The sequence below is a fragment of the Leptospira mtsangambouensis genome (genome assembly GCF_004770475.1).
Lineage (GTDB): Bacteria > Spirochaetota > Leptospiria > Leptospirales > Leptospiraceae > Leptospira_A > Leptospira_A mtsangambouensis.
Genome location: NZ_RQHK01000002.1, coordinates 210,001 through 229,967, shown reverse-complemented (window position 1 = coordinate 229,967; position 19,967 = coordinate 210,001). Strand labels below are relative to the sequence as shown.

The following is a 19,967-nucleotide window of genomic DNA, read 5'->3' as shown; positions in this document are numbered from 1 at the left end:
TTGCTCAAGTCATATGGCATTATGGGCAATCAAAAAACTTGGACATCAGGAACTAAAATGAAAATTCAAATTTCCATTCTATCCATCATCCTCACCTCGACTTTTTCTCAAATTTTACCTTGCGAACCTTTTGATCCGGTTTTTCTAAAACCAACGGATACATCGAGAGAAGATAAAGATTTTTTTTCCTTCAAACAAAAGTTAGAAAAAGCAATCCAAGACAAAGATATAAAGTTTATAGAATCCATTGTGGACCCACAAATTTCTTTTGATTTTTCTGAAGATGGAATGGGAAAAACAAAATTTTTTAAGTATTGGAATTTGGATAAAAATCCAAAAAAATCCGATTTTTGGAACGTTTTTTCGCAAACCGTCAATCTTGGTTTTGCTTATAAAGATAATATTTGGTCAGCTCCATTTTTGTTTACTCAAACTCCAGAATCTGTTGATTCATATAGTTTTTCGCTCATCACAGGAAACACTGTCAATATTCGGAACAAACCATCCAAAAAGGGTGCAGTCCTAACACAGCTTAGCTGGGAGTTTGTTAAAAACGAATATGATGAAACACTAAAACCTGATCCGAACGAACCCTGCAATTGGAATAAGGTTTGCATTTCCGACGGACAAGTTGGATATGTTTGTGAACAATACGTAAGAAGCCCCATGGACCATCGTGTTGGTTTTTCAAAGAAAAACAAAAACTGGAAAATGATTTTTTTTATCCAAGGTGGAGACTAAAACATTTGAACCACTTCCTTACTTTTAAGGAAGTGGATGTTTCCAATTCACTTTGATTTCCCTTGTTCTTTCACAAGGATACCATAAAACCCTTCTTTTCTGCCTTGCCAATAAACACGATTTAGGTTGTCTTCTTTTTTCATTCGTTTTTGAAAAGTTTCTGAATAAAAATCCCATTCCGTTTCACCTTGGTAATCATAAGGCCAAACTTTTCTTCTTTGGTAAGGATGGTTGTCTTTGGGGAATTTTAACTGGTGATACGCCCATTCTAAAACATGAAACAATTCATGATAGATAAAGATGGGATGATTGGCATGATTACCACTTGCAATTTTTTTATTTGAATCCGAGAGAATAGTCAAACGAACCTCCGGATCTGTCTCAGTTCCATAATTCCATTCTGTCCCACCTCCATTGGTGATGAGCACTCCATCCGGTTGGCGAGTGCCTGGCCAAACTACGATGACACCATCTGCTGCCTTTATGGTTTTCAGTTGGTCCTCGGAAAGTTGGGGAACAATGGAACCAATGGAAGGTTGCATCACAAAACGAAAACGATCATCAATACAATTTGTATTTTGAATTTCTGAGTTGGTTTGCAAAACTTCATGATCCCAATGGATTCCTTCGGAAAGGTCTTCAAATGAGTCTCTAAAATATTCAAAACTCAAAAGGAGATCAGAAACATCTTTGGGATTCAAATCAGAATCTAAATTTTGAAATTTTGCTACTTGGGATGGCAAATCTCCTTTCAATCGTGTTTTTGGAATTACTAAAAACACCATCTTCAAAGTTTTTCGTGGAGGTATCTTAAGCCTTTTGGTTTTAAATTTAAGACCAAGATACTTGATGTACAGTTGGTCTCTTAAAAATTTCCAATGACCAAGCAGTTGTGTATCCATCTCGGGATATAAAAGGGAAACTACTTCAAAAGCGTCTTGATATTTTTTTTTCGAAACATAAAGATCCGTTAGTAAAGAAGTATTCCATGCGATGGAAGGAAGCAGCGGATGATCCTTTTTATCTTTAGAAAGATATTCGGAAAAAAGTTTATGCCAACTTTCTCTTTCCTCCAAAGACATTGTTTCATCTCGAAAAAGATCCCCTAAATTGTATCCTGTATGTAAAGCAGCCGGTGTCCCACTCAAATCTCTAAGGCCTTGCATCAAGATAGAACGAGCATTTTTCTGGTCATTTAACCGATCGTAGGCGACTGCTAAAATATTTATAAGAAGTGCATAATTTCCGTCCCCAACTTTGGCCCTTGCATACGGAATGACTTTTGCAATCAATTCCACCATTTTAGAATATTGATTTTCAGGATTCAAACACCAGATTGCGGTTGTTAAGCTAGAAACTTCTTCTGGTTTATGAATCTCTGCATATTTCAAAGCAGAAGAAACACATTCCTTCGGCCACTTACCTTTGGTATCTGCCAATTGGGAGGATGAATTCAATCGCAATTGCCATCCAAAAACATCTTCCGGTTCTTTTTCGATGATGGATTCGGAGAGTTTAAAAGCAGCCTTAAAATCCTTTCGTTTCATCAAAGAATCTGCTTGCGTCCAAATGTCTTTATCCACAGCAAAAACTGGGCAAAAACAAAAAATCAGACAAACCAAAAAAAGATGTTTCATAGGGAATCTGATTTTATAGGAACTCTTTGAAAAAAGATTCCAAAAAATATGGATTTTCCTAATTTTTTAGAGTTTGGTTCTTTCCGATTTTGAATCTAAAAAAACTGAGAATCAAATCAGGCTCCTATGATTTTATCGATGATACCGTATTCGATGGCTTCTTTTGCGGAAAACCAAGTGTCTCTTTCCGTATCTTCCATCATCTTCTCTAATGGTTGGCCTGTTGCCTTTGCCATGATTTCGTTTAACAAATCTTTTTCTCTCCGGACAGACTCGGCAAAAATTCGAATGTCTTCTGCGGGTCCTTTGAACTCTCCCATCACATGCGGTTGGTGGATGAGCACTTTACTATGCGGATAAGCATAACGGTATCCTTTCGTTCCCGAAAGAAGCAAAACGGCACCAAAGGACATTGCCATACCTAAACAAGTGGTGTAAACTGGATTATGGAGGTTTTTCATTACATCCAATATCGCCAAACCTGCATAAGTTGATCCTCCAGGAGAATGGATATATAAGGTAATTGGCCTTGTTGGATCCAATGCTTCTAAATATAAAAAACGATCAATTAAATATCTGGCAGAGTTATCGTTGACCTCGCCCCAGAGAAATACTTTCCTTTGTTCCAGATACACATTTTCAATTTGCCCATTTGAATATACTTGAGTTGTTTCCAAATGATTCCTCCTATGCTACCATCAACAATTGAGAGTGTGCCTCTGGTCGGAACGTTTCACCAATTCCGTTGCGGAGAACTTTTTTGAGGTATAAATGTCTTTTTTTGATGAAAGATAAAGTTTTTCCTTCCGATCTTGAGATTTCAACTAACGAATAGTTTTTATAGTAATAGAGTTCGATTAACTTTTGATCATCGGGATCTAGTTTTTTTACATTTTGAAAAATCGTTTCATAACATTCTTTTTCAAAATAGGTGGAATGTAATTCTTCTGAGTTTTGGTCCATTTGATTCGGATCGACAAAAACTAAATTCTGATTTTCCTTCTTTCTCAAAATGCGGTCACTATGTTTGATGATTGCTCTTTTCAAATGAGAAGGAAATGCTACCGGGCTTGTCATTTTTTCCAAATTTTGATACAAATCCCAAAATGATTCCTGAGCAATATCCTGCGAAAGATCCTCATCACCGATAATCTTTGACGCAAATTTGACCGCAAAACGAGAGAACCGGTTTTGTAACACTGCCCAAGCACGAAGATCACCAGACTTTGCTTGGTTTAAAAGTTCAATATAGGATTTGTCATTCATACAATTAAAAGTCCCAGCCCATTTCAATTTGGTTCAAAAAAAAAGATAGGAATCCTTTATTTTTTTTAAATCGGTTTCCCACCTGGATTTTTTCTCATCAAACCGAAACCTCAAATTAGGTCCAATTTCCTCTGAATCGCCGACTTATCTGCTTCCGTCTTCGCAAAAGAAAATGCCTCCCGGAAGTAATCCTTTGCTTTTTTTGGCTCTATCCCCAAATACAATTCGCCCAAAAGATAAAAATAATAGGGATTTGATTTTAAATCCAATCCATCCATTTCCTTAAGAGCGGCCTCTCTCCCTTTGGCACGAAACAGAGCATAGGCGCGATTCAATAAAATGATTTGCGATGGTTCTAACTCCAAAAGGCCAGTATAAAGTTGAAAAATTGTCTCCCATTTTTTCTCACTTCCATCGGGAAGAGTATGCCAATAAGCTATATTGGCTTCCAAATGGTATTTGGAAAATTTTGGATCTTGGTTTGCTTGATGGAGGAAATACTCTCCTTTTTTGATAAAGTCTTCATTCCAAAGAGATCTATCTTGATCACCATAAAGAACAATTTCCCCTTCCGAATCCAGTCTTGCATCAAATCTAGAAATATGGAAACAAAGAAGAGCAAGCAAAGCATTCACTTCGGAGGTATTGGTTTCTTTATATTCTAGGAGTAAAGAAGAAAGATGGATTGCTTCTAAACATAAATCTTTTCTTAAAATTCTATCCTGGCTTTGTGAGGAATAACCTTCATTAAACAAAAGGTAAATGGTCCGAAGGACAGATGTTAGTCTTTCTTCCCACTCATTTGGCGGAGGGAAATCCAGTGTAATATTATTTTCTCTTAACTTTTCTTTTGCCCGAAAGAGTCGTTTGCTTATCGTTTCTCGGTTCGAAAGAAAGGCCCTCGCAATTTCTTCAATTCCAAATCCACATAAAATTCTGAGGGATAAACCAATTTGCGATTCCAAAGGAATTGTTGGATGGGAAAGTGCAAAGATCATACGCAGTTGGCTATCCATGATATTTTCATCTGAAAGATCCAATTCGACTTCGAATGCTTTTTGGTCTCGCTGATAAGTTGGTAGAATCTTTTTCTGAAATATTGAATCTCTATGGATTAGATTCTTTGCTTTATTTTTGGCAACTGCATACAACCAGGCTATAGGGTTTTCTGGGATTCCATTTAGACCCCATACCTGCGATGCAACCAAAAAAGTTTCACTTGTTATATCCTCAGCAATTTCAATCTGATTGAATCCATACTGTTTACAAAGTACAGAAATGATTTTTGAATATTCAGTTCGAAAGAGGTGAGGTAAAACATCTGATTGATTCATAAGAATTTAAGAATATTCTATTTGTTATTCTTGTTTATGAATTCCCATCACTTTCCTGACTTCTACACTATTGCCCTCACCCATTAGAATGGGGCAATCCTTTGCAATTTGAACGGCATCATCGAAGTTATCTGCCGAAATAATGATAAAACCAGCAAGAGATTCTTTTGTTTCGACAAATGGTCCATCTGTCATGATCTGATTGGACTTGATCACTCTCCCTTCCGTAGACAAAGCAGTTCCTGATTTGAATTTTTTTTGGGAAAGAATCCCATTCACCCATTCCTGATATTGTTTCATATAGATTTGCAATTGTTCCGGTGAAGGTTGTGCTTCTTTTGTGAGTAGATCTAAACGCATTAAAATTAAGTAATCTTCCATTTTTATCTCCGTTTCATTGTTTAATATTTCTTTGAATCAATTTTCTTACCTTCGATTCATATTCAGATTGATTTGTATCCCAAATCAAACCATGAGAACCAAAATCAGGAATCCAAACTTCACTTGGACCTGAATAAAGTTTTGCAAGAGACTCCGAATGTTGATAGGGTACAATAGAATCTTTTCTACTATGAATGAACAATAGCGGCACATCTTTGGCAAAAGGCAAAGAATTTTCCGGACTTGCCAAAGAATCAAATTTGCCCCGACTCAATACAAGACCAACCAATGTTTTTACCATCCAATTTGGTAAACCACTAGATTCGGGAGAATCCAAAATCAATCTTTCAAAACTTAAACCCGGGTTTTCGAGAACCACCGCTTTGACACCTTTTAATAACGGAAGGACTATCAATATCGAAGAAGCTCCAACCGAAGACCCAACCATTAGAATATTATTATATTTTTGATTAAAATACAAATAGGCAGATAAAACATCTCGAGATTCTCGACTTCCAAAACTTAAACCTGGGAAACGACAAGGTGCCTCACCATGACACGAAAGATCGAAACTAAAAACATCGAAGCCCTGATGAAGATAAAAAGGAATGAATCTTGAAAACTCCCTCCGATCAGATCCTCCTCCATGTATAAAAAGAACCACTCCCTTATGCAAAGATATCCCATTCTTTCGAGTTGGGACAAACCATCCTGGTAAGTCATACCCATTTAAAGACGGAATCGAAATCTCTTGGAACCACAAACTTTTCGTTAGTCGAATGTTTCCACAAGATTTCCCCCAAACCGTTTCACCATCCAAACTACATTCCCGAAAGTCTTTAGTGATCCCCTTCCATTTGGGAAACAAAATCTGATCGCTTGCCGACCAAACCCCAATAATGAATACAACCGGAACCACCAAAAATAAAAGGACAGAAAACCATTTCAATCCCCAAAGAATTCTCTGTATCCCCCGCCGTTCCGATTCTGTTTGTTTTTTGTTCATTCCCATCTCCTTTCCTCTCTAGATCAAATGAAGATGAAAAAAAGGGACAACCGTGGTGCAAAAAGGTGAAAAGATTAAGAATAAAATTTAGAATTTGAGGAAGGGTCTTGCGAGAAATGAGGGATTGTGTTAGGAGGGGGAGCGCACCTTCCCACGAACCACTCCCCTCCACCCTAACTCGGGTGGGGGTTTGACAACCCACCCGAAAGATTATGTCTCATTGCCTCCCCCATCTACAAAAAAAGAAAAACCATCAAACCCTTGTTAAAATCAGTTCAGGCAAGTTTTGGCATGGAGCTTTTAGGTATAAACTACAGTTCTGTTTTTGCGGCCTCTGGTCTTTCTTCTACAAAAGTGGCCTTTACCCTTTTTGAAAAAAACATGTAGGGGATCCAAATGACAGCACCAATGATAGACCTAACAATTTCTTTTGAAGTATCTAAGTCGAACATCGGTTCATCCTTTATAACAAGAGAACCAAGCCAGGCATCAGTTGGCAGTAAAATCACAGGAAGAATCGTAAAAACAATATAAGCTTTAGGAAATTGATAATGTTTTTTAAAAAACAGATAAGTAAGAAAAAAAGAAAACAGGATCATCAACGAATTGAAAGTTCCTTCAAAAATTAATAGAGGTTTCCATAATGGATGATAGGATTCTGTGCCAGGAGTGGTAAGGTATTCATAACTTCCATCAGTCAGCAAATTATAAAATAAAGGCCCCATAACAAAGGCAAGTCTTACGGGATAAACGATGAGACCCAACCCAACGAGGAAGAGCCACCCCTTTAGCCCTTTCAAATTTTCTTCTATACTCATAAACCACCCCCTAACTTTCTATAAAAAACTGATTTGCGTTATATGACCAAAGAACACTTTTTTCTTGATTTAAAATACTAAAATATTTAATTTTCCAATCCTAATGTTTCTTTTTCACCGCAAATATAAATACTTAGTTTTTTTTATCGCCTTATTGCAACTTCGCTGCAACACCTTGCTCCAACTTTTTTCAGAGCCATTTTATGTGCATGAGTATCATTTAGAAAATGGCCTATCCGTTTACCTCAGTGTCAATTCAAATGAACCAGTTGTCAAAACTTCCATTTTAGTCAATGCCGGTTCTGCCAATGATCCGAACGATGCCACTGGCCTTGCCCATTATTTAGAACATTTGATGTTTAAAGGTACGAGTCAAATTGGTACGACCGATTATTTACGTGAAAAACCTCTTTTGGACCAAATTGAAAATTTATACGAAGATTATCGCCAAACAACAAACGAAACTCAGCGCAAACATATTTATTCTAACATTGATAAACTTTCTCTTGAAGCTGCAAAGTTTGTGATTCCAAATGAGTTTTCTAGAATACAAAGCCTCATGGGAATATTCCATTCTAATGCATTCACATCTAATGATAGAACTTACTATGTAGCAACAGTCCCTGCCAATCAGATTAAAAACTTCTTACGTTTAGAATGGGAAAGATTCAAAGACCCGGTATTTCGTACATTCCATACCGAACTAGAATCAGTTTTCGAAGAAAGGAATTTAAGAGTCACAAACGTTCAGTCAAATTTATTCAAACAGTATTTTAAGATTATGTTTCCCTCCCATCCTTATGGAGAAAAAATCCCCATTGGAACGGATGAACATTTAAAAAACCCATCCTTAAAAAAAATTCAGACATTCTACAAAGAACACTACATTCCATCCAAAATGGCAATTTGTATGTCTGGGGATATCAATCCAAAGGAAGTTCTAGAGGAAATCAAAAAGACATTTGGCACCATACCATCAAAAATGGAACCGATTCAATTAAAAATCCCCGAACACAAACCACAAGAATCTACAAATCAAATTGTATTAAACTCTAAAAAAAAGATATATCTCTTTGGGATCAAAATCCCCAAACAATCTCCCAAAATTTTTGCAGAGGCAAATACCATCGCATTACTACTGGGAAATGGTTATAACGGGTTATTAGACGAAAGTTTGTTTTACTCACAAAAAGCAAATTCCGTATCGGTATCAACAACAGAATGGAAGGATTATTTTTTAATCAATATATGGGTAGAGCCAAGCAAAGGGGTATCTTTAAAAGAAACAAAAGAATACATTCTGTCCGCATTTCAGAAAATTGAAAGTTCCGATATTACAGAGGAAATGTTTCAATCCGTTAAAAATAACCAAAGGTTATACTTAATTAAAAAGAAAGATGATAATGAATTTCGTTTAAACGAAATCTCTGAAGCATTTTTAGCAAACTGGGGTTATGGAAAATTACAACAAAAGTTTCTATCGATCAACGAAACAAAACTTGAAGACTTAAGCGAGTTTGTAAAAAATTTCGTAAATCAAAACATTGTATCAATAGAAACCATTCCTGGACCTTCAAACTTTGTATACATAACAAAACCGCCTATATCCAAATTGGAATTCAGCAAAGAAGAAGAATCAAAATTCAAAAAAGATTTTTCAACAGAACCAGATCATTCTATTACGCCCGAGTTTGCAAATTTCGATTTAATCGAATCAAAGGTATACCCAAACGGGAACCAAATCATTTACCAAAAAAACAAAGAAAACTCTTTGTTTAAATTCAAAATGATCATTGAAAAAGGTGCCTGGATTAGCCCTTATTTGGGTATCGCAATCGATTACTGGAAACATTTGGGCACCGATTTATACACAGCAAGTGCTCTTTCGACAAAGTTTTATCTTTTGGGTAGTTCTGTTTCTATTGAGTCAAATGGAGAAGCACTAGAGATTGTTATGGAAGGTGAAGACGAACAATTCATTTCTTCATTTCGATTATTAGAGCATTCAATCAAATCGGTGGCTTCTTCCAAAGAAGTATGGGACCAACTTCTAAACAATCATCTTCAATATTCTGAACTCAAAAAGGAAGAAGAAAGCGAAATCGATTCAGCACTTCACAACTACTCTCTATTTGGAAAAAATAGTTTAAGGTTTTTCCAGGCAAATCGCACTGAATTAGAAAAATTCAAATCCTCCGACGCAATTGATCTCTTAGGTGATCTTCTGAAGTATCGATCTAAAATTACTTATTATGGTAAATTAGATTTTGATACACTTGAAAATAACGTATTTCGCGAATACACGAATCTTCCGAAAACCATTGATCCAAGTCTTTTGTCAAAAAAACAATATAGAACCAACCCTGAGACAACATTCTACGTTCTTCCAAGAAAAAGACCTCATGTAGAACTCACTTATTTTTCTACCGTATTTTTACCCTCTTCAGTCAATTTAGCCCATTTTTCAATCTATAACTCATTGTATGCGGGGTTATCTTCTCCATTTTTTACTACAATGAGAGAACAGACTGGAAATGCTTATGCTGCTGATGTATTCATCAGTATGCCTGAATTTGAAAAAGAACCCGTTTTATGGCTTGCAAACCTTTCCTGCCAAGCAGACAAACTAACAAATTGTTTGTATGATGCAAAGAATAGCATTGAGTCTCCCAATATAACAGAACGCAGGTTTGCCGAGGCAAAGATCTCCGCCTTCCACTCCGCAAGTACGATTCGAAAATCACATAGTTATTTGATCGATGAGTTTATCCGATCTTCTCGTTTGGGATTGACTGAGGATCTAGACAAACGGATGTATGAATCCTTAAACGAAATCCAATGGAAAGATTTTATCGGCTTTACAAAAAGTATCACAGGGGCAAGCTCCTTCCAAATCTCTCTCATTGGAGATCCTAAAAAATTTAATCGCCAAAGTTTAAAACCACTCGGAAGAGTGGAGGAACTGAATGAATCGGCAATCATTGGTAGATAGGAGATAGATATGATAACCCAACTCAAAATGATTAGTAAAGAATATAAGCACATTCGAATCCTCTTTTTAGAGGCAGTAGTGGCATTCCAGTTGGTTTTTTTCAACATAGGAAACTTAGATTTAGACCATTCATTTGGAATTTTCGACAAAATTGGTTGGGCGAAAGATTATGGATTATACATCCAAAAAAAATCTTATGAATCAAAACTCCTCAAACAAATTGAATCTACTCCAAGTTTGGTGAGAGAAAACTGGGAACTTGGTCTTTTTTATTTAGACTTAGAAAAAAACCCGGAATTAGCCATCCAATATTTCACAAAAGGATTTGAGAATGATGTAACAGGAAACTTCCCTTTCCAAAACAAAATTTTTGAATCTCATATTCGTATGGGTCTGGAACTTTTTAAATTAGAAGAAATGGTCTTCAAATATTGGGAATATGACTACAATCTCTATTCAAAAATATGGAACGAAAAGTACGACAAAGCATTAAGTTATTATAATATTGCAACTGGAATGGAAGGTTCTTCCTTCTACAACGACCCTCGAACCGCTGAATTTTTTAATTTTGAAGGCAACTTACGTTTTTATGCCAACGATTATGTTAATGCAGAAGAATCTTACAAAACATGCATTTCATTGCAAAATGACCGCGAAGAATGTTTCGTCGGTTTAGCGCTCGTTAAATTAAGGAATTCACTAAATTTCCCAGAATCAAAATATGCATTAGATAGTGAAGCATATTCTCTTCTTCAAAGAAGTTACGAAGCCCATGAAAAAGAAGAAAAACTATTATCAAAACATGGACTTTTCGAATATTGGGTTCACTCCCCTGCCTACAGAAGAGACCATATACAACGAATTGAACCTTTGGCCCTAGAGATGACACAAAAGAAAAATGATATCGGTTTGTATCACTACGTACTAGGCTTAAGTTATTATGACAACTGGAAAGAAAATCTAACACCGAAAATGCTAAAAAGTTTTGAATTAGCAGCAGAAATGGAACCTGATAGTTTAGATTACTGCATCGAATATGGATACAATTATGCCTATTACGAAGATTCGGTAAAAGGAATCAAACTTCTGGAAAGTTGCAAAGAAAAATTCACTCCTAGTTATCGTTTGCTTTCTCATTTAGGTGATAGTTATCTCCTAGCTGGGAACTATGAAAAAGCTAGAGAATATCATTTAGAAGCAGAAAACAGCGAAACTTATGCCGGCCAAAGAGACAATGTAGTTTCTCACCAAAATTCCTATTCGATCGGAAGAGCAAATTTACTTTTAGGAAACAGAAGTGAAGGAATCAAATATTTAGGTTTAGCGTGCAACGGAGGACAAGGACTCTTGCAAGCATGTACACGACTCATGAAGGAAAAAGAATAATGGAACAACAGCAATTAGAAATTAGCAAAAACAGAATCTTAAACAAACTCTCCTCTCGAATCAGTTTATTCGGAAAAATACTTATTGTTTTAGGAGTTTTATACTTAATCGGTGGATTAGTCACGATCAAAGATAATTACGGAAACATTTTCGAAGGAATCCTTCAAATTATTTTAGGATATTTGACAACTAGGGTATCAATTCTTTTTAAAAAAGCTTCTACTCTTGAGAATCCAACAATAGAAGACTTACTTGCTGCCTTTGAAGCCACAACCAATTTGTACACGATGCAGTTGTACTTTTATGGTTTTATTTTCTTCCTTGCTTTATTCACTTTATTATCACTTGCCTGGACAAATCTTTCATGACTCCCATCAAGAATTTAGTTTCGTCAAATCGATTTCAGTTGATATTTTTTCTTCTTGTTTTGATTGCAGGAAGTTATTTGGCAAGTGTTCGCTACTTTATCAAAGACAAATTAGATTTTGCTTCATTTACCGACGTAGATATTGATCATATTAAAACATCAGTGATCACTGCCGATGTCCGTTCCATCGAAATTGATAAACGAGAAGCAAAAGTAGAATTAAGAATTTTTCTTGCTGAAGAGTTAACTCTAAACCGTAAATCCGACACACCTAACGAAGAACTTAGATTGATTTCATACAGTAGTAATGAAGAGTTTGTATTCAAAGCAAAACAGCCAATCCGCAAAATACTAATTACCTTACCTTTGGTTGGAACAATCACAGATTATCCTTTTGATACCTTTCAATCCACTCTCAGTTTAGGTTTTTTCAAAAAAATCTCGGATCTGGAAACTGTTGGCATTCCAATTGTGTTAAATATGCAATCGCCAATTGCCAGTTATAAACTCGAGTTCTTTGAAAAGCCAGTAGAAGACTATTGGAGCGATCGAACCAGCGGAAATGTGGATCGTTTGATTCAGGTTGTAAGAACCAAAAGCAATCAATTTGTTTCCGTATTTATGATGGTGATGATGTTTTTTATCGGGCTTACAACAATCCTTATTACAACAAGAATCCTACTTTATCAAAAGGCAATCCAAGTCTATGAATTGCTGTTCCTGTCAATTTTGGTGCTTGTTTTACCTGCTCTCAGAAATGCACAACCAGGAATTCCTGGATTTGGAGTCCTCTCGGACTATCTTTCCTTTTTCTGGGCCCTTGGTTTAACAACCGTTTCACTGCTGATCCTGCTGATTTACTGGCACATTTTTAAGGAAACAACAGATCTAAAACAATGAATGGTCCAATGAGAAAAACCCTACCCTACTGCCTAAGAATGAATGGTAGGACTGTATTCTGCAAACTAACAGAAATAATCCTATTATCGATTTTTTTAAATTGTGCTTCAGCTCCTAAGCCAACTCTTGCCAAGGATAATTTAACACAAATCGTAAAAGCAGGTGATTGGTATTCCACTCAAGAATACCTTGTAAAAAATCCAGGAAGCGTTGATTCTATCAATGATCGTGGAGGCACTGCATTACACGAAGCTGTTTTGCTTGGCGATGCGAAACAAACAAAAACACTAATTCAGTTCAAAGCCAACTTAAATGTAAAAAACAATGTAGGGATGACACCTCTACATATTGCGAGTTTACATGGTTATACTGATTGCGCAAAGGTTTTGTTAGATGCTGGTGCTTCGCCAAACGAAAGAGATAAAAAGTTTAAGTTACCAATTCACTACGCCGCATCGAATAATACAGGTAATATCAATGTATTAAAACTCCTAATTAAACATGGATCTTTACTTGATCCGAAGGATTACAAAGGAACTGCACCATTAGTTAATGCAATCAGAAAGAAAAATTTTCAATTTGCTAAATACCTTATAACAAATGGAGCCTCTATCGAAGTATTGGACGAAGATGGATTTAGTTTATTACATTTATTAGCACTGAATGGTAATTTGGAATTAATGAAAACCATAGTTGAATTAGGTGGAAACCCAAACAAATTAATAGAAAATGGTAACGTTTCTCCACTTCACTTTGCTGCTATGAACGGACATTCCGAATCCCTCCAATACCTCCTAAGTAAAGGAGCAAATCCAGATATTCAAGATGATACTGGTTATACAGCACTACACTATGCTACCAAAGAAGGAGACCTGGAGATAGTCACCGCGCTTTTACGTAAAAAAGCAAATCCGAATCTCAGAACTCGTGATGGTTATAGTCCACTCTTCATAGCAGCACAGGAAGGTTACGCAAACATAGCAAGAAAACTATTAGAAAATCATGCGGAACCAAACTTGCAGGGTCACGACAAAAGAGCATCCATCCATAAAGCGTGTTACGAAGGTCACTTAGATGTCGTAAAAGTATTGTTAGAATTCAAGGCTGATTCAGAACTTCAATCTCGACATGGTTGGACTCCATTGATATCTGCAGCAAGCAGTGGTCACGCAAAAGTAGTTCAGTTCCTAATCGATCAAAAAGTAAACTTGAATGCGGTTACAGAGTATAAGACCACTGCCCTTTATGGAGCTGCATCAGATGGTTATACCGAAGTTGTGGAAACTTTATTAAACGCAGGTGCCCTAACAGATATACCGGGAACAATTTCACCAATAGATGTTGCAAAAGCCCACGGCCACCACCATATTGCTGACCTAATTAAAAACAGAAGTAAGTGAAATAACCACTTACTTTATTTGTATACTTTGGATACGGAAAGATCTCATTTTGTTTGGCTAAATCTACCGATTTACGAGTATCTGCATTTGGGATTTTCCATCATACATTGACTGAATGAGCGATTCGTATTTTTCTGCAACTACATGTCTTTTGACAGATAGTTTTGCAGACAACTCTTCACCTACTTCAAAAGTTTTAGGAAGGAGTCGCACCTCAACAATCTTTTCGAAACTTTTAAATCCATTCTCTGTGCGAATCAGATTTTTTACTTCCTGTTCGATCTTTTCTTTTACTATTCGATTCGTTGCCAATTGTTCATAAGTGGATCCGTATTCCGAAAACATTTCAAGTGCCGGTAAAATCAATGCACCTAAATACTTTTGATCCTGTCCCACAACCATTACTTGGTCTATCAAAGGTGATTGCATGAGTTTATTTTCAATGGGAACTGGTTCAATATTTTCACCATTGAGAAGTACAACCGTTTCTTTCGTTCTTCCAACAATTTTAAGTGTATTGTTAAACGTCATGATCCCAAGGTCTCCTGTGTTCAACCATCCATCATCTGATAAAACTTTTGCAGTTGCTTCAGGTCGTTTGTAGTACCCTTTCATAATTTGCGGTCCTCTTACATAAATCTCTCCTTTGATTCCTTGTTTCGGAGGATAAATGACATTACCGGTTTCAATATCTTTCAGTAAAATTTCTGTGTAAGGAAATATTTGCCCTACACTTCCCACAACGAGATGTTTTTCTGTACGAAATGCAAGTCCTGGAGATGTTTCAGTCAATCCATATCCTTCGAATACAGGAATCCTAATGGTATTAAAAAATTCATCAATATGAAAGGGTAAGGATCCACCGCCAGAGACTGAACCTCTTAGTTTCCCACCTGTAGCTAATCTAAGTTTGCTTAATACAATCAAATCAAGGATGAGATACGGTAAAAAAAGACCTGCTATCGAGACTAAGGAAACAATAGCGAGCGATATCGATTGAAAAACATTTCTTCCATGAAGATCCAAACGATTACCTTTTAAAAATTGAATTGATCTTTGGATCTTTAATGCACTTCCATACGCTAATTTGAATAAAACTTTTTTTATAACTGAACCTGTTTGGATCTTCGACTGTATCCCTTGGTAAATACTCTCCCAAAGTCTTGGTGCTGAAGCCATAAAAGTAGGTTTTACAATCATCAAGTCTTCTCTGATATTTCTTACATTTGTATAATATTGAGTGGCACCCATCGCAATTGTTCCCATTTGAAAAACTCTTTCAAAACTATGCCATACAGGCAAAATCGATAAAAATCGATCTTTCGGTCCAATCTTTATGGGTATGTTCCTTAACTGCGATATCATGTTCGCATGAGTTAACATTACCCCTTTCGGTTCTCCTGTAGTTCCAGAAGTATAGATGATCGTAAATAAGTCATCTGGTTGAATCGCATTCGCTCTTTCCTCTACTCTTCGATCACCTAACTTTCGCAACCGCCTACCTTTTTCGAGAAGATCATTCAAACTCAAGATCCTTGGATACAAAGGACTCCCTGGACCAGATTTTTCCGCACCATTACTATGGACTTGCGTATTCAATACATCGGGCTCGCCATCCATAACAATCATATGTGTTATATTTTGTAGTTTGGAAATATTCTTCTTAACTTTCCCTAGAGTTACTTCGTTTTCTACGAAGACCATCTTTGCATCCGAATGAGATAGGATGTATTGTATATCACCATCTGTAACATCCGTACCACGAGGAACATCCGCAGCACCGCAAAGTATAATTCCATAATTAGAAATAATCCATTCTTTTCGATTTTCAGATAGAACTGCTACATGTTCATGCGGTTTCAAACCGATATCTATTAAGCCGGTTGCAAGCGATACTCCAGTTTCATATAAATCTTGAAAGCTAATTGTAGTGAATTGTTTTTCTTTGTTTTTGGTTCCAAACGCTGGTAAATCTCCAAACTGCTTGGCACTATCGTAAAATAACTCCGCTAGATTTTTTGCTGTAATTTTAGAACCCATTTTTCTTTCCCCAATACTCGCAAGAGTATCAGAAATAAAAAAGTAGTCTTGAACGCAACGGCTACTTCGAAAAGAAAATGGCCTGAAAAGCTTCTTTCTTTTTTGTAAAATCGGAAGGAGCAACACCAAAAGAACGACGAAAAATACGAGTGAAGTGAGACTGATCAGCAAAACCACCCTCGTAAGCAGCATTTGATAAATGCGGATGATTTGCTAAATAGTCGACCGCCTTTTTTGTTTTTAGCCAAAGTTTATAAGCAGAAAAAGGAACACCTGTCTCCTGACGAAAAAGATGACGAAACCTTTCTACGGATAAAGAAGCCTCTTTTGCTAAATGAGAAAGTGAAAACCGATCAAGCTCTACATCTTTGATACTTTTTTGAATGCGTGGATCCAATTTGCGATTTGATTGTTTATCAAAATTTTTATTTATCATTTCGAGAATTTCTCTACGAACACCTCTATTCGATGTTTTTAATATTTCGCTTATCTGATGTTTCAGAGTTTCCGTAAACACGTCACCTACCTCAAATGCTGAATATTTTGAGGCCAAACTTCTTTCATGAAAAAGTTGATATCCGGTTGTTAGTGGATCCAAATAAAGAAGTGTAAGATTACCTTCCCCACCCCTCATTTCATGACTTACACCCGAAGGAATACAGACAACATTGTATGACTTCCATTCACCATCTAACGTTCGCAATTCAACAAAACCTGAATCTGGCAAACTAATTTGTATAAAAAAATGACTATGCCGATGGGTTGAAAATGCCTCACCTCGGTATGTAGCAAAATCTTCCCAAATCAAAAATTGTTTCATAAATTTATATTCAGAGACACAAAGAGATCAGTAAGGGAAATATAATATGTGGTAAACAAAAAAAAAGATGGTCATCAAAACATTTCCATTCCTAAAATGTAAATGAAACAGTTCCCACACGAATAAATTAGAAAAAATATTTTTCATACTATCAAAAAAACAAGAAAATACTTGCTAACTTTGATTGAATGAAAAAATTCTTTAACGAATGTTAGCAATTTTGCATCTGGATAACCAAACCTGCGGAATGGAATGAGGAAAGAAAATTTCATGCTTCGTTCGTTTTTGATGAGAAAAATCACAGGTATATTGCTCCTTCTTTTTTACGTTAGTTGCAATCCATTAACATTAAATAACCCCTGTGATCAAAAATCAAAGAGTTACATGGAGGCCTTGTTACTCTCTTCCTTATCGGAAACTCCTGTTGCCTTCTGCGGATTCCGTGTTGGTAATTCACCAAAACTCTGGGAAACACAGGCATATCTCAAAGCATCGAATGCAGAAGCAAATGATGGCTTCGGATATTCCGTAGCCATCTCTGGTGATACGATCGTGGTGGGAGCTGCAGGTGAGTCAAGTAACCAAACGACAATTACAAATGGACCCACAGCGAGTACAGACAACACTGCATCGTCTTCTGGTGCTGCCTATGTCTTCCAAAGAACCGGTTCGTCTTGGGCACAGGAAGCCTACCTTAAGGCACCTAACGCAGAAAGTGGTGATCAGTTTGGCAATGCGGTTGCGATCGATGGCGACACCATAGTAGTCGGTGCATTTTCCGAAGCAAGCAATCAGACCACTATTACAAACGGAACTATGGCCAGCTCCGACAACTCAGCTAGCATAGCAGGCGCCGCTTATGTGTTCCAAAGAACGGGTTCTACTTGGAGCCACCAAGCTTACCTAAAACCTCCCAATCTAGGAGCAGACGATCGTTTTGGTAACACAGTTGCTATCGAAGGGGATACAATCTTAGTTGGATCTATTTTTGAGGACAATAACCAAACAACGGTCACAAATGGTACGAACCCAAACGATGACAATAGCCTATCCAATTCAGGTGCGGTTTATGTATTCCAAAGGTCTGGTTCCACTTGTGCATTTCGTGCTTATCTCAAAGCTCCCAATGCCGATGTCGAAGACAGATTTGGCAATGCGATTTCTATTTCAGGAGACACTGCTGTCGTTGGGGTGAACCTAGAGGACAGCAATCAAAATACAATTACCAATGGACCTACTGCCAGTATAAACAATTCATCTTTATCGTCTGGTGCAGCCTTTGTGTTTTTTAGAAAGTAAAACGGATTTGAAACATAAATTACATTCATAAATGAAAAAACAGATTCCCTATCAAAAAGAAATCCTTCTTGTCACAATGACTACCCTTATCTTAAGCATTGTGTATTTTCTTTTCCTCCGTCCAAATGGAAATGGAAATCAATTCACAAAAACTTCAATGGAAGTAGATCAAAAAGGACTCTCAGCTTACCACAAACGAGAAGTGAATTTTACCATCACCAAACACAAACGTAATATCCAAATCTGCTATAATTTATACTTAGAAACAAATCCAAAAATCGAAGAAGGCAAAATCCAATTTGATTGGCAAATCGAACCTGATGGAGTTCCCATAAAAGTGGAACTCATCCAATCCGATTTTACATCAGATTTACTCATTCATTGCATCCAAAAAGAAATCAGTTCTTGGGAATTTCCTCCTCCACCAGAAAGATCACATAACACCTACGCAGAATATACATTTTTCTTTAAAAAAGAAGTGAATCTTCCAAAATAAGTTGAGTAATGCCAACGATTTTCAAAGAATTGCCCCATGTGGAAATATAGGTGGATTTTTTTATTTTTGATTCCCCAATTCTTATCTGCAGAAGGATTTCAAAAAGGCAATCTCATGTTATTTGGTTCTGGATCTTATGGTCTGGGAATGTCTTCGGGAAGTTTAGAACGTTATGCGGAAACATATAATTTCCCATCGTATTTAACGTTTCGCGATGGCCTTAGCCCTGAAGCAAGAGCCCTTTATTTTTATGGTCTTACCGAATACAATTCCGACCAAATCCAATTGAACAGCCATTTGGGTGAAGTGGGAGTGCAATATGCATTATTTAAATATATTTCAGTTGGACTAACGGGTGTTTATCAATCGATAGAAGCATCCAACTTACGACAGTTGGAACCTACTTTTGTGCTTTTAATGGGAAACCAATTACAACGCCAATATTCCTCAAATTCCATAAGTGATAGTCTCTTTTCAGCCGAATTAGTTTCATTTTTAATTCGAAAAGACCAAAGAATTTCTTCGATCACAACAGGGAATTTGGATTTTGGAATTCATTTTTTACCAAATTCTGTTTTCGATCCTTATCTCCGTTTTGGCGGAGGAATTGGAAACGAACGCCAGGCAGGTGGAAATGTGCAACGTTTGTTCGCTGGCATTGGTTTACGTTACCATTTTGTATCCTCGTATTTCCTTTTTTTAGAAGCTTTAACTACCAATACCTACATTGTAGATTATAAAGCCCAAGCTTATACATTCCGTAACCGAGGCAATTTTGAAGAAAGTTTTGTTAGTCTAGGATTTGGAAAACAATTTTCATTAGGTTCTAACACTGATGAATCAATTGTTGCTGCAGATGTCCAAACGATCGAAAAAACAGAACGAAAAGAATCTCCACCTCGAATCAAAACCTTTTCATTTCTCGCCAGTGAGATTTTTGAGCCAAAAACTACTCGAATTCATGTAGAAGGCCGAGCAAAATTAGATGCCCTTGCTCGTAGTTTTACGATTGAGTACCCTGAATATGAAATTTTGATCATCAACTTTGTGGCACCCTTTCCTGGTTCAGAAGAGGAAGATCCCT

The 19,967-nt window shown here is 36.7% G+C and carries 18 protein-coding genes (1 of these 18 running past the window's edge); 9 read left to right on the top strand and 9 right to left on the bottom strand.

Translation table 11 applies throughout. The features are described 5' to 3' along the window. The first annotated feature begins 57 nt into the window (after positions 1 to 57). Positions 58 to 741: an SH3 domain-containing protein gene (locus EHR01_RS00980; protein WP_135692708.1), complete on the top strand. Its 684-nt coding sequence runs from the start codon at positions 58 to 60 to the stop codon at positions 739 to 741. 47 nt (positions 742 to 788) lie between these two features. Here EHR01_RS00980 and EHR01_RS00975 read toward each other — a convergent pair whose 3' ends face one another. The 7 genes from EHR01_RS00975 to EHR01_RS00945 all read right to left on the bottom strand — a co-directional run bounded on the left by EHR01_RS00975 (position 789) and on the right by EHR01_RS00945 (position 7,183). Continuing rightward, positions 789 to 2,378 carry a hypothetical protein gene (locus tag EHR01_RS00975; RefSeq protein ID WP_135692706.1) on the bottom strand — a complete coding sequence of 530 codons (1,590 nt, stop codon included), beginning with the start codon at positions 2,376 to 2,378 and terminating at the stop codon, positions 789 to 791. Positions 2,379 to 2,494: 116 nt separating this feature from the next. Then, on the bottom strand, positions 2,495 to 3,055 hold the full coding sequence (locus EHR01_RS00970) for a ClpP family protease (protein WP_135692704.1): 561 nt from the start codon (positions 3,053 to 3,055) through the stop codon (positions 2,495 to 2,497). A 10-nt stretch (positions 3,056 to 3,065) separates the two neighbouring features. Further along, entirely contained in the window at positions 3,066 to 3,644 is a 579-nt protein-coding gene (locus EHR01_RS00965; RefSeq protein ID WP_135692701.1) for an RNA polymerase sigma factor, read from the bottom strand. A 110-nt stretch (positions 3,645 to 3,754) separates the two neighbouring features. Next, a complete protein-coding gene (locus EHR01_RS00960) occupies positions 3,755 to 4,978 on the bottom strand; it encodes an RNA polymerase sigma factor (protein WP_135692699.1) in 1,224 nt (407 codons plus the stop codon). A gap of 24 nt (positions 4,979 to 5,002) precedes the next feature. Then, positions 5,003 to 5,359: a YciI family protein gene (locus tag EHR01_RS00955; protein WP_135692697.1), complete on the bottom strand. Its 357-nt coding sequence runs from the start codon at positions 5,357 to 5,359 to the stop codon at positions 5,003 to 5,005. A gap of 13 nt (positions 5,360 to 5,372) precedes the next feature. After that, complete coding sequence (locus EHR01_RS00950) at positions 5,373 to 6,365, bottom strand: alpha/beta hydrolase (protein ID WP_244309937.1); 993 nt, start codon at positions 6,363 to 6,365, stop codon at positions 5,373 to 5,375. 311 nt (positions 6,366 to 6,676) lie between these two features. Continuing rightward, complete coding sequence (locus EHR01_RS00945) at positions 6,677 to 7,183, bottom strand: DUF2569 domain-containing protein (RefSeq protein WP_135692695.1); 507 nt, start codon at positions 7,181 to 7,183, stop codon at positions 6,677 to 6,679. A 205-nt stretch (positions 7,184 to 7,388) separates the two neighbouring features. Here EHR01_RS00945 and EHR01_RS00940 point away from each other — a divergent pair, with 205 nt between their 5' ends. Genes EHR01_RS00940 through EHR01_RS00920 form a run of 5 tightly spaced genes read left to right on the top strand, consistent with a single transcriptional unit; the run spans position 7,389 to position 14,228 of the window. Continuing rightward, the gene (locus EHR01_RS00940; protein ID WP_244309936.1) at positions 7,389 to 10,175 is read left to right on the top strand and encodes a M16 family metallopeptidase; all 2,787 of its coding nucleotides are present in this window, start codon (positions 7,389 to 7,391) and stop codon (positions 10,173 to 10,175) included. 9 nt (positions 10,176 to 10,184) lie between these two features. Further along, positions 10,185 to 11,561: a tetratricopeptide repeat protein gene (locus EHR01_RS00935; RefSeq protein ID WP_135692691.1), complete on the top strand. Its 1,377-nt coding sequence runs from the start codon at positions 10,185 to 10,187 to the stop codon at positions 11,559 to 11,561. Beyond that, on the top strand, positions 11,561 to 11,929 hold the full coding sequence (locus EHR01_RS00930) for a hypothetical protein (protein WP_135692689.1): 369 nt from the start codon (positions 11,561 to 11,563) through the stop codon (positions 11,927 to 11,929). Before EHR01_RS00935 ends, EHR01_RS00930 begins: the two co-directional genes overlap by 1 nt. Beyond that, on the top strand, positions 11,926 to 12,828 hold the full coding sequence (locus EHR01_RS00925; protein WP_135692686.1) for a DUF4436 family protein: 903 nt from the start codon (positions 11,926 to 11,928) through the stop codon (positions 12,826 to 12,828). Before EHR01_RS00930 ends, EHR01_RS00925 begins: the two co-directional genes overlap by 4 nt. A gap of 8 nt (positions 12,829 to 12,836) precedes the next feature. Then, positions 12,837 to 14,228 carry an ankyrin repeat domain-containing protein gene (locus EHR01_RS00920; protein WP_244309935.1) on the top strand — a complete coding sequence of 464 codons (1,392 nt, stop codon included), beginning with the start codon at positions 12,837 to 12,839 and terminating at the stop codon, positions 14,226 to 14,228. A gap of 63 nt (positions 14,229 to 14,291) precedes the next feature. On the opposite strand, the gene EHR01_RS00915 is transcribed toward EHR01_RS00920, so the two are convergent. Beyond that, the gene (locus tag EHR01_RS00915; RefSeq protein WP_135692682.1) at positions 14,292 to 16,268 is read right to left on the bottom strand and encodes an AMP-dependent synthetase/ligase; all 1,977 of its coding nucleotides are present in this window, start codon (positions 16,266 to 16,268) and stop codon (positions 14,292 to 14,294) included. A gap of 61 nt (positions 16,269 to 16,329) precedes the next feature. Beyond that, a complete protein-coding gene (locus EHR01_RS00910; protein WP_135692680.1) occupies positions 16,330 to 17,088 on the bottom strand; it encodes a helix-turn-helix domain-containing protein in 759 nt (252 codons plus the stop codon). Between the two features lie 384 nt (positions 17,089 to 17,472). On the opposite strand from EHR01_RS00910, the gene EHR01_RS00905 reads away from it, so the two are divergent. The 3 genes from EHR01_RS00905 to EHR01_RS00895 all read left to right on the top strand — a co-directional run. Further along, a complete protein-coding gene (locus EHR01_RS00905; protein ID WP_244309934.1) occupies positions 17,473 to 18,387 on the top strand; it encodes an FG-GAP repeat protein in 915 nt (304 codons plus the stop codon). Between the two features lie 31 nt (positions 18,388 to 18,418). Beyond that, the gene (locus EHR01_RS00900; RefSeq protein ID WP_135692676.1) at positions 18,419 to 18,883 is read left to right on the top strand and encodes an AgmX/PglI C-terminal domain-containing protein; all 465 of its coding nucleotides are present in this window, start codon (positions 18,419 to 18,421) and stop codon (positions 18,881 to 18,883) included. A 66-nt stretch (positions 18,884 to 18,949) separates the two neighbouring features. Further along, a protein-coding gene (locus EHR01_RS00895) for a hypothetical protein (protein WP_135692674.1) crosses the window boundary here: on the top strand, positions 18,950 to 19,967 show its 5' portion. It continues 161 nt past the right edge of the window; the window shows 1,018 of its 1,179 coding nt (coding positions 1-1,018); it begins with the start codon at positions 18,950 to 18,952; its stop codon lies off the right edge, out of view.

Bases quoted from the DNA above. Each gene is read 5' to 3' on its own strand.
- EHR01_RS00980 (WP_135692708.1), top strand. From the start codon at position 58: ATGAAAATTCAAATTTCCATTCTATCCATCATCCTCACCTCGACTTTT.
- EHR01_RS00975 (WP_135692706.1), bottom strand. From the start codon at position 2,378: ATGAAACATCTTTTTTTGGTTTGTCTGATTTTTTGTTTTTGCCCAGTT.
- EHR01_RS00965 (WP_135692701.1), bottom strand. From the start codon at position 3,644: ATGAATGACAAATCCTATATTGAACTTTTAAACCAAGCAAAGTCTGGT.
- EHR01_RS00960 (WP_135692699.1), bottom strand. From the start codon at position 4,978: ATGAATCAATCAGATGTTTTACCTCACCTCTTTCGAACTGAATATTCA.
- EHR01_RS00955 (WP_135692697.1), bottom strand. From the start codon at position 5,359: ATGGAAGATTACTTAATTTTAATGCGTTTAGATCTACTCACAAAAGAA.
- EHR01_RS00950 (WP_244309937.1), bottom strand. From the start codon at position 6,365: ATGAACAAAAAACAAACAGAATCGGAACGGCGGGGGATACAGAGAATT.
- EHR01_RS00945 (WP_135692695.1), bottom strand. From the start codon at position 7,183: ATGAGTATAGAAGAAAATTTGAAAGGGCTAAAGGGGTGGCTCTTCCTC.
- EHR01_RS00935 (WP_135692691.1), top strand. From the start codon at position 10,185: ATGATAACCCAACTCAAAATGATTAGTAAAGAATATAAGCACATTCGA.
- EHR01_RS00930 (WP_135692689.1), top strand. From the start codon at position 11,561: ATGGAACAACAGCAATTAGAAATTAGCAAAAACAGAATCTTAAACAAA.
- EHR01_RS00925 (WP_135692686.1), top strand. From the start codon at position 11,926: ATGACTCCCATCAAGAATTTAGTTTCGTCAAATCGATTTCAGTTGATA.
- EHR01_RS00920 (WP_244309935.1), top strand. From the start codon at position 12,837: ATGAGAAAAACCCTACCCTACTGCCTAAGAATGAATGGTAGGACTGTA.
- EHR01_RS00915 (WP_135692682.1), bottom strand. From the start codon at position 16,268: ATGGGTTCTAAAATTACAGCAAAAAATCTAGCGGAGTTATTTTACGAT.
- EHR01_RS00910 (WP_135692680.1), bottom strand. From the start codon at position 17,088: ATGAAACAATTTTTGATTTGGGAAGATTTTGCTACATACCGAGGTGAG.
- EHR01_RS00905 (WP_244309934.1), top strand. From the start codon at position 17,473: ATGGAGGCCTTGTTACTCTCTTCCTTATCGGAAACTCCTGTTGCCTTC.
- EHR01_RS00900 (WP_135692676.1), top strand. From the start codon at position 18,419: ATGAAAAAACAGATTCCCTATCAAAAAGAAATCCTTCTTGTCACAATG.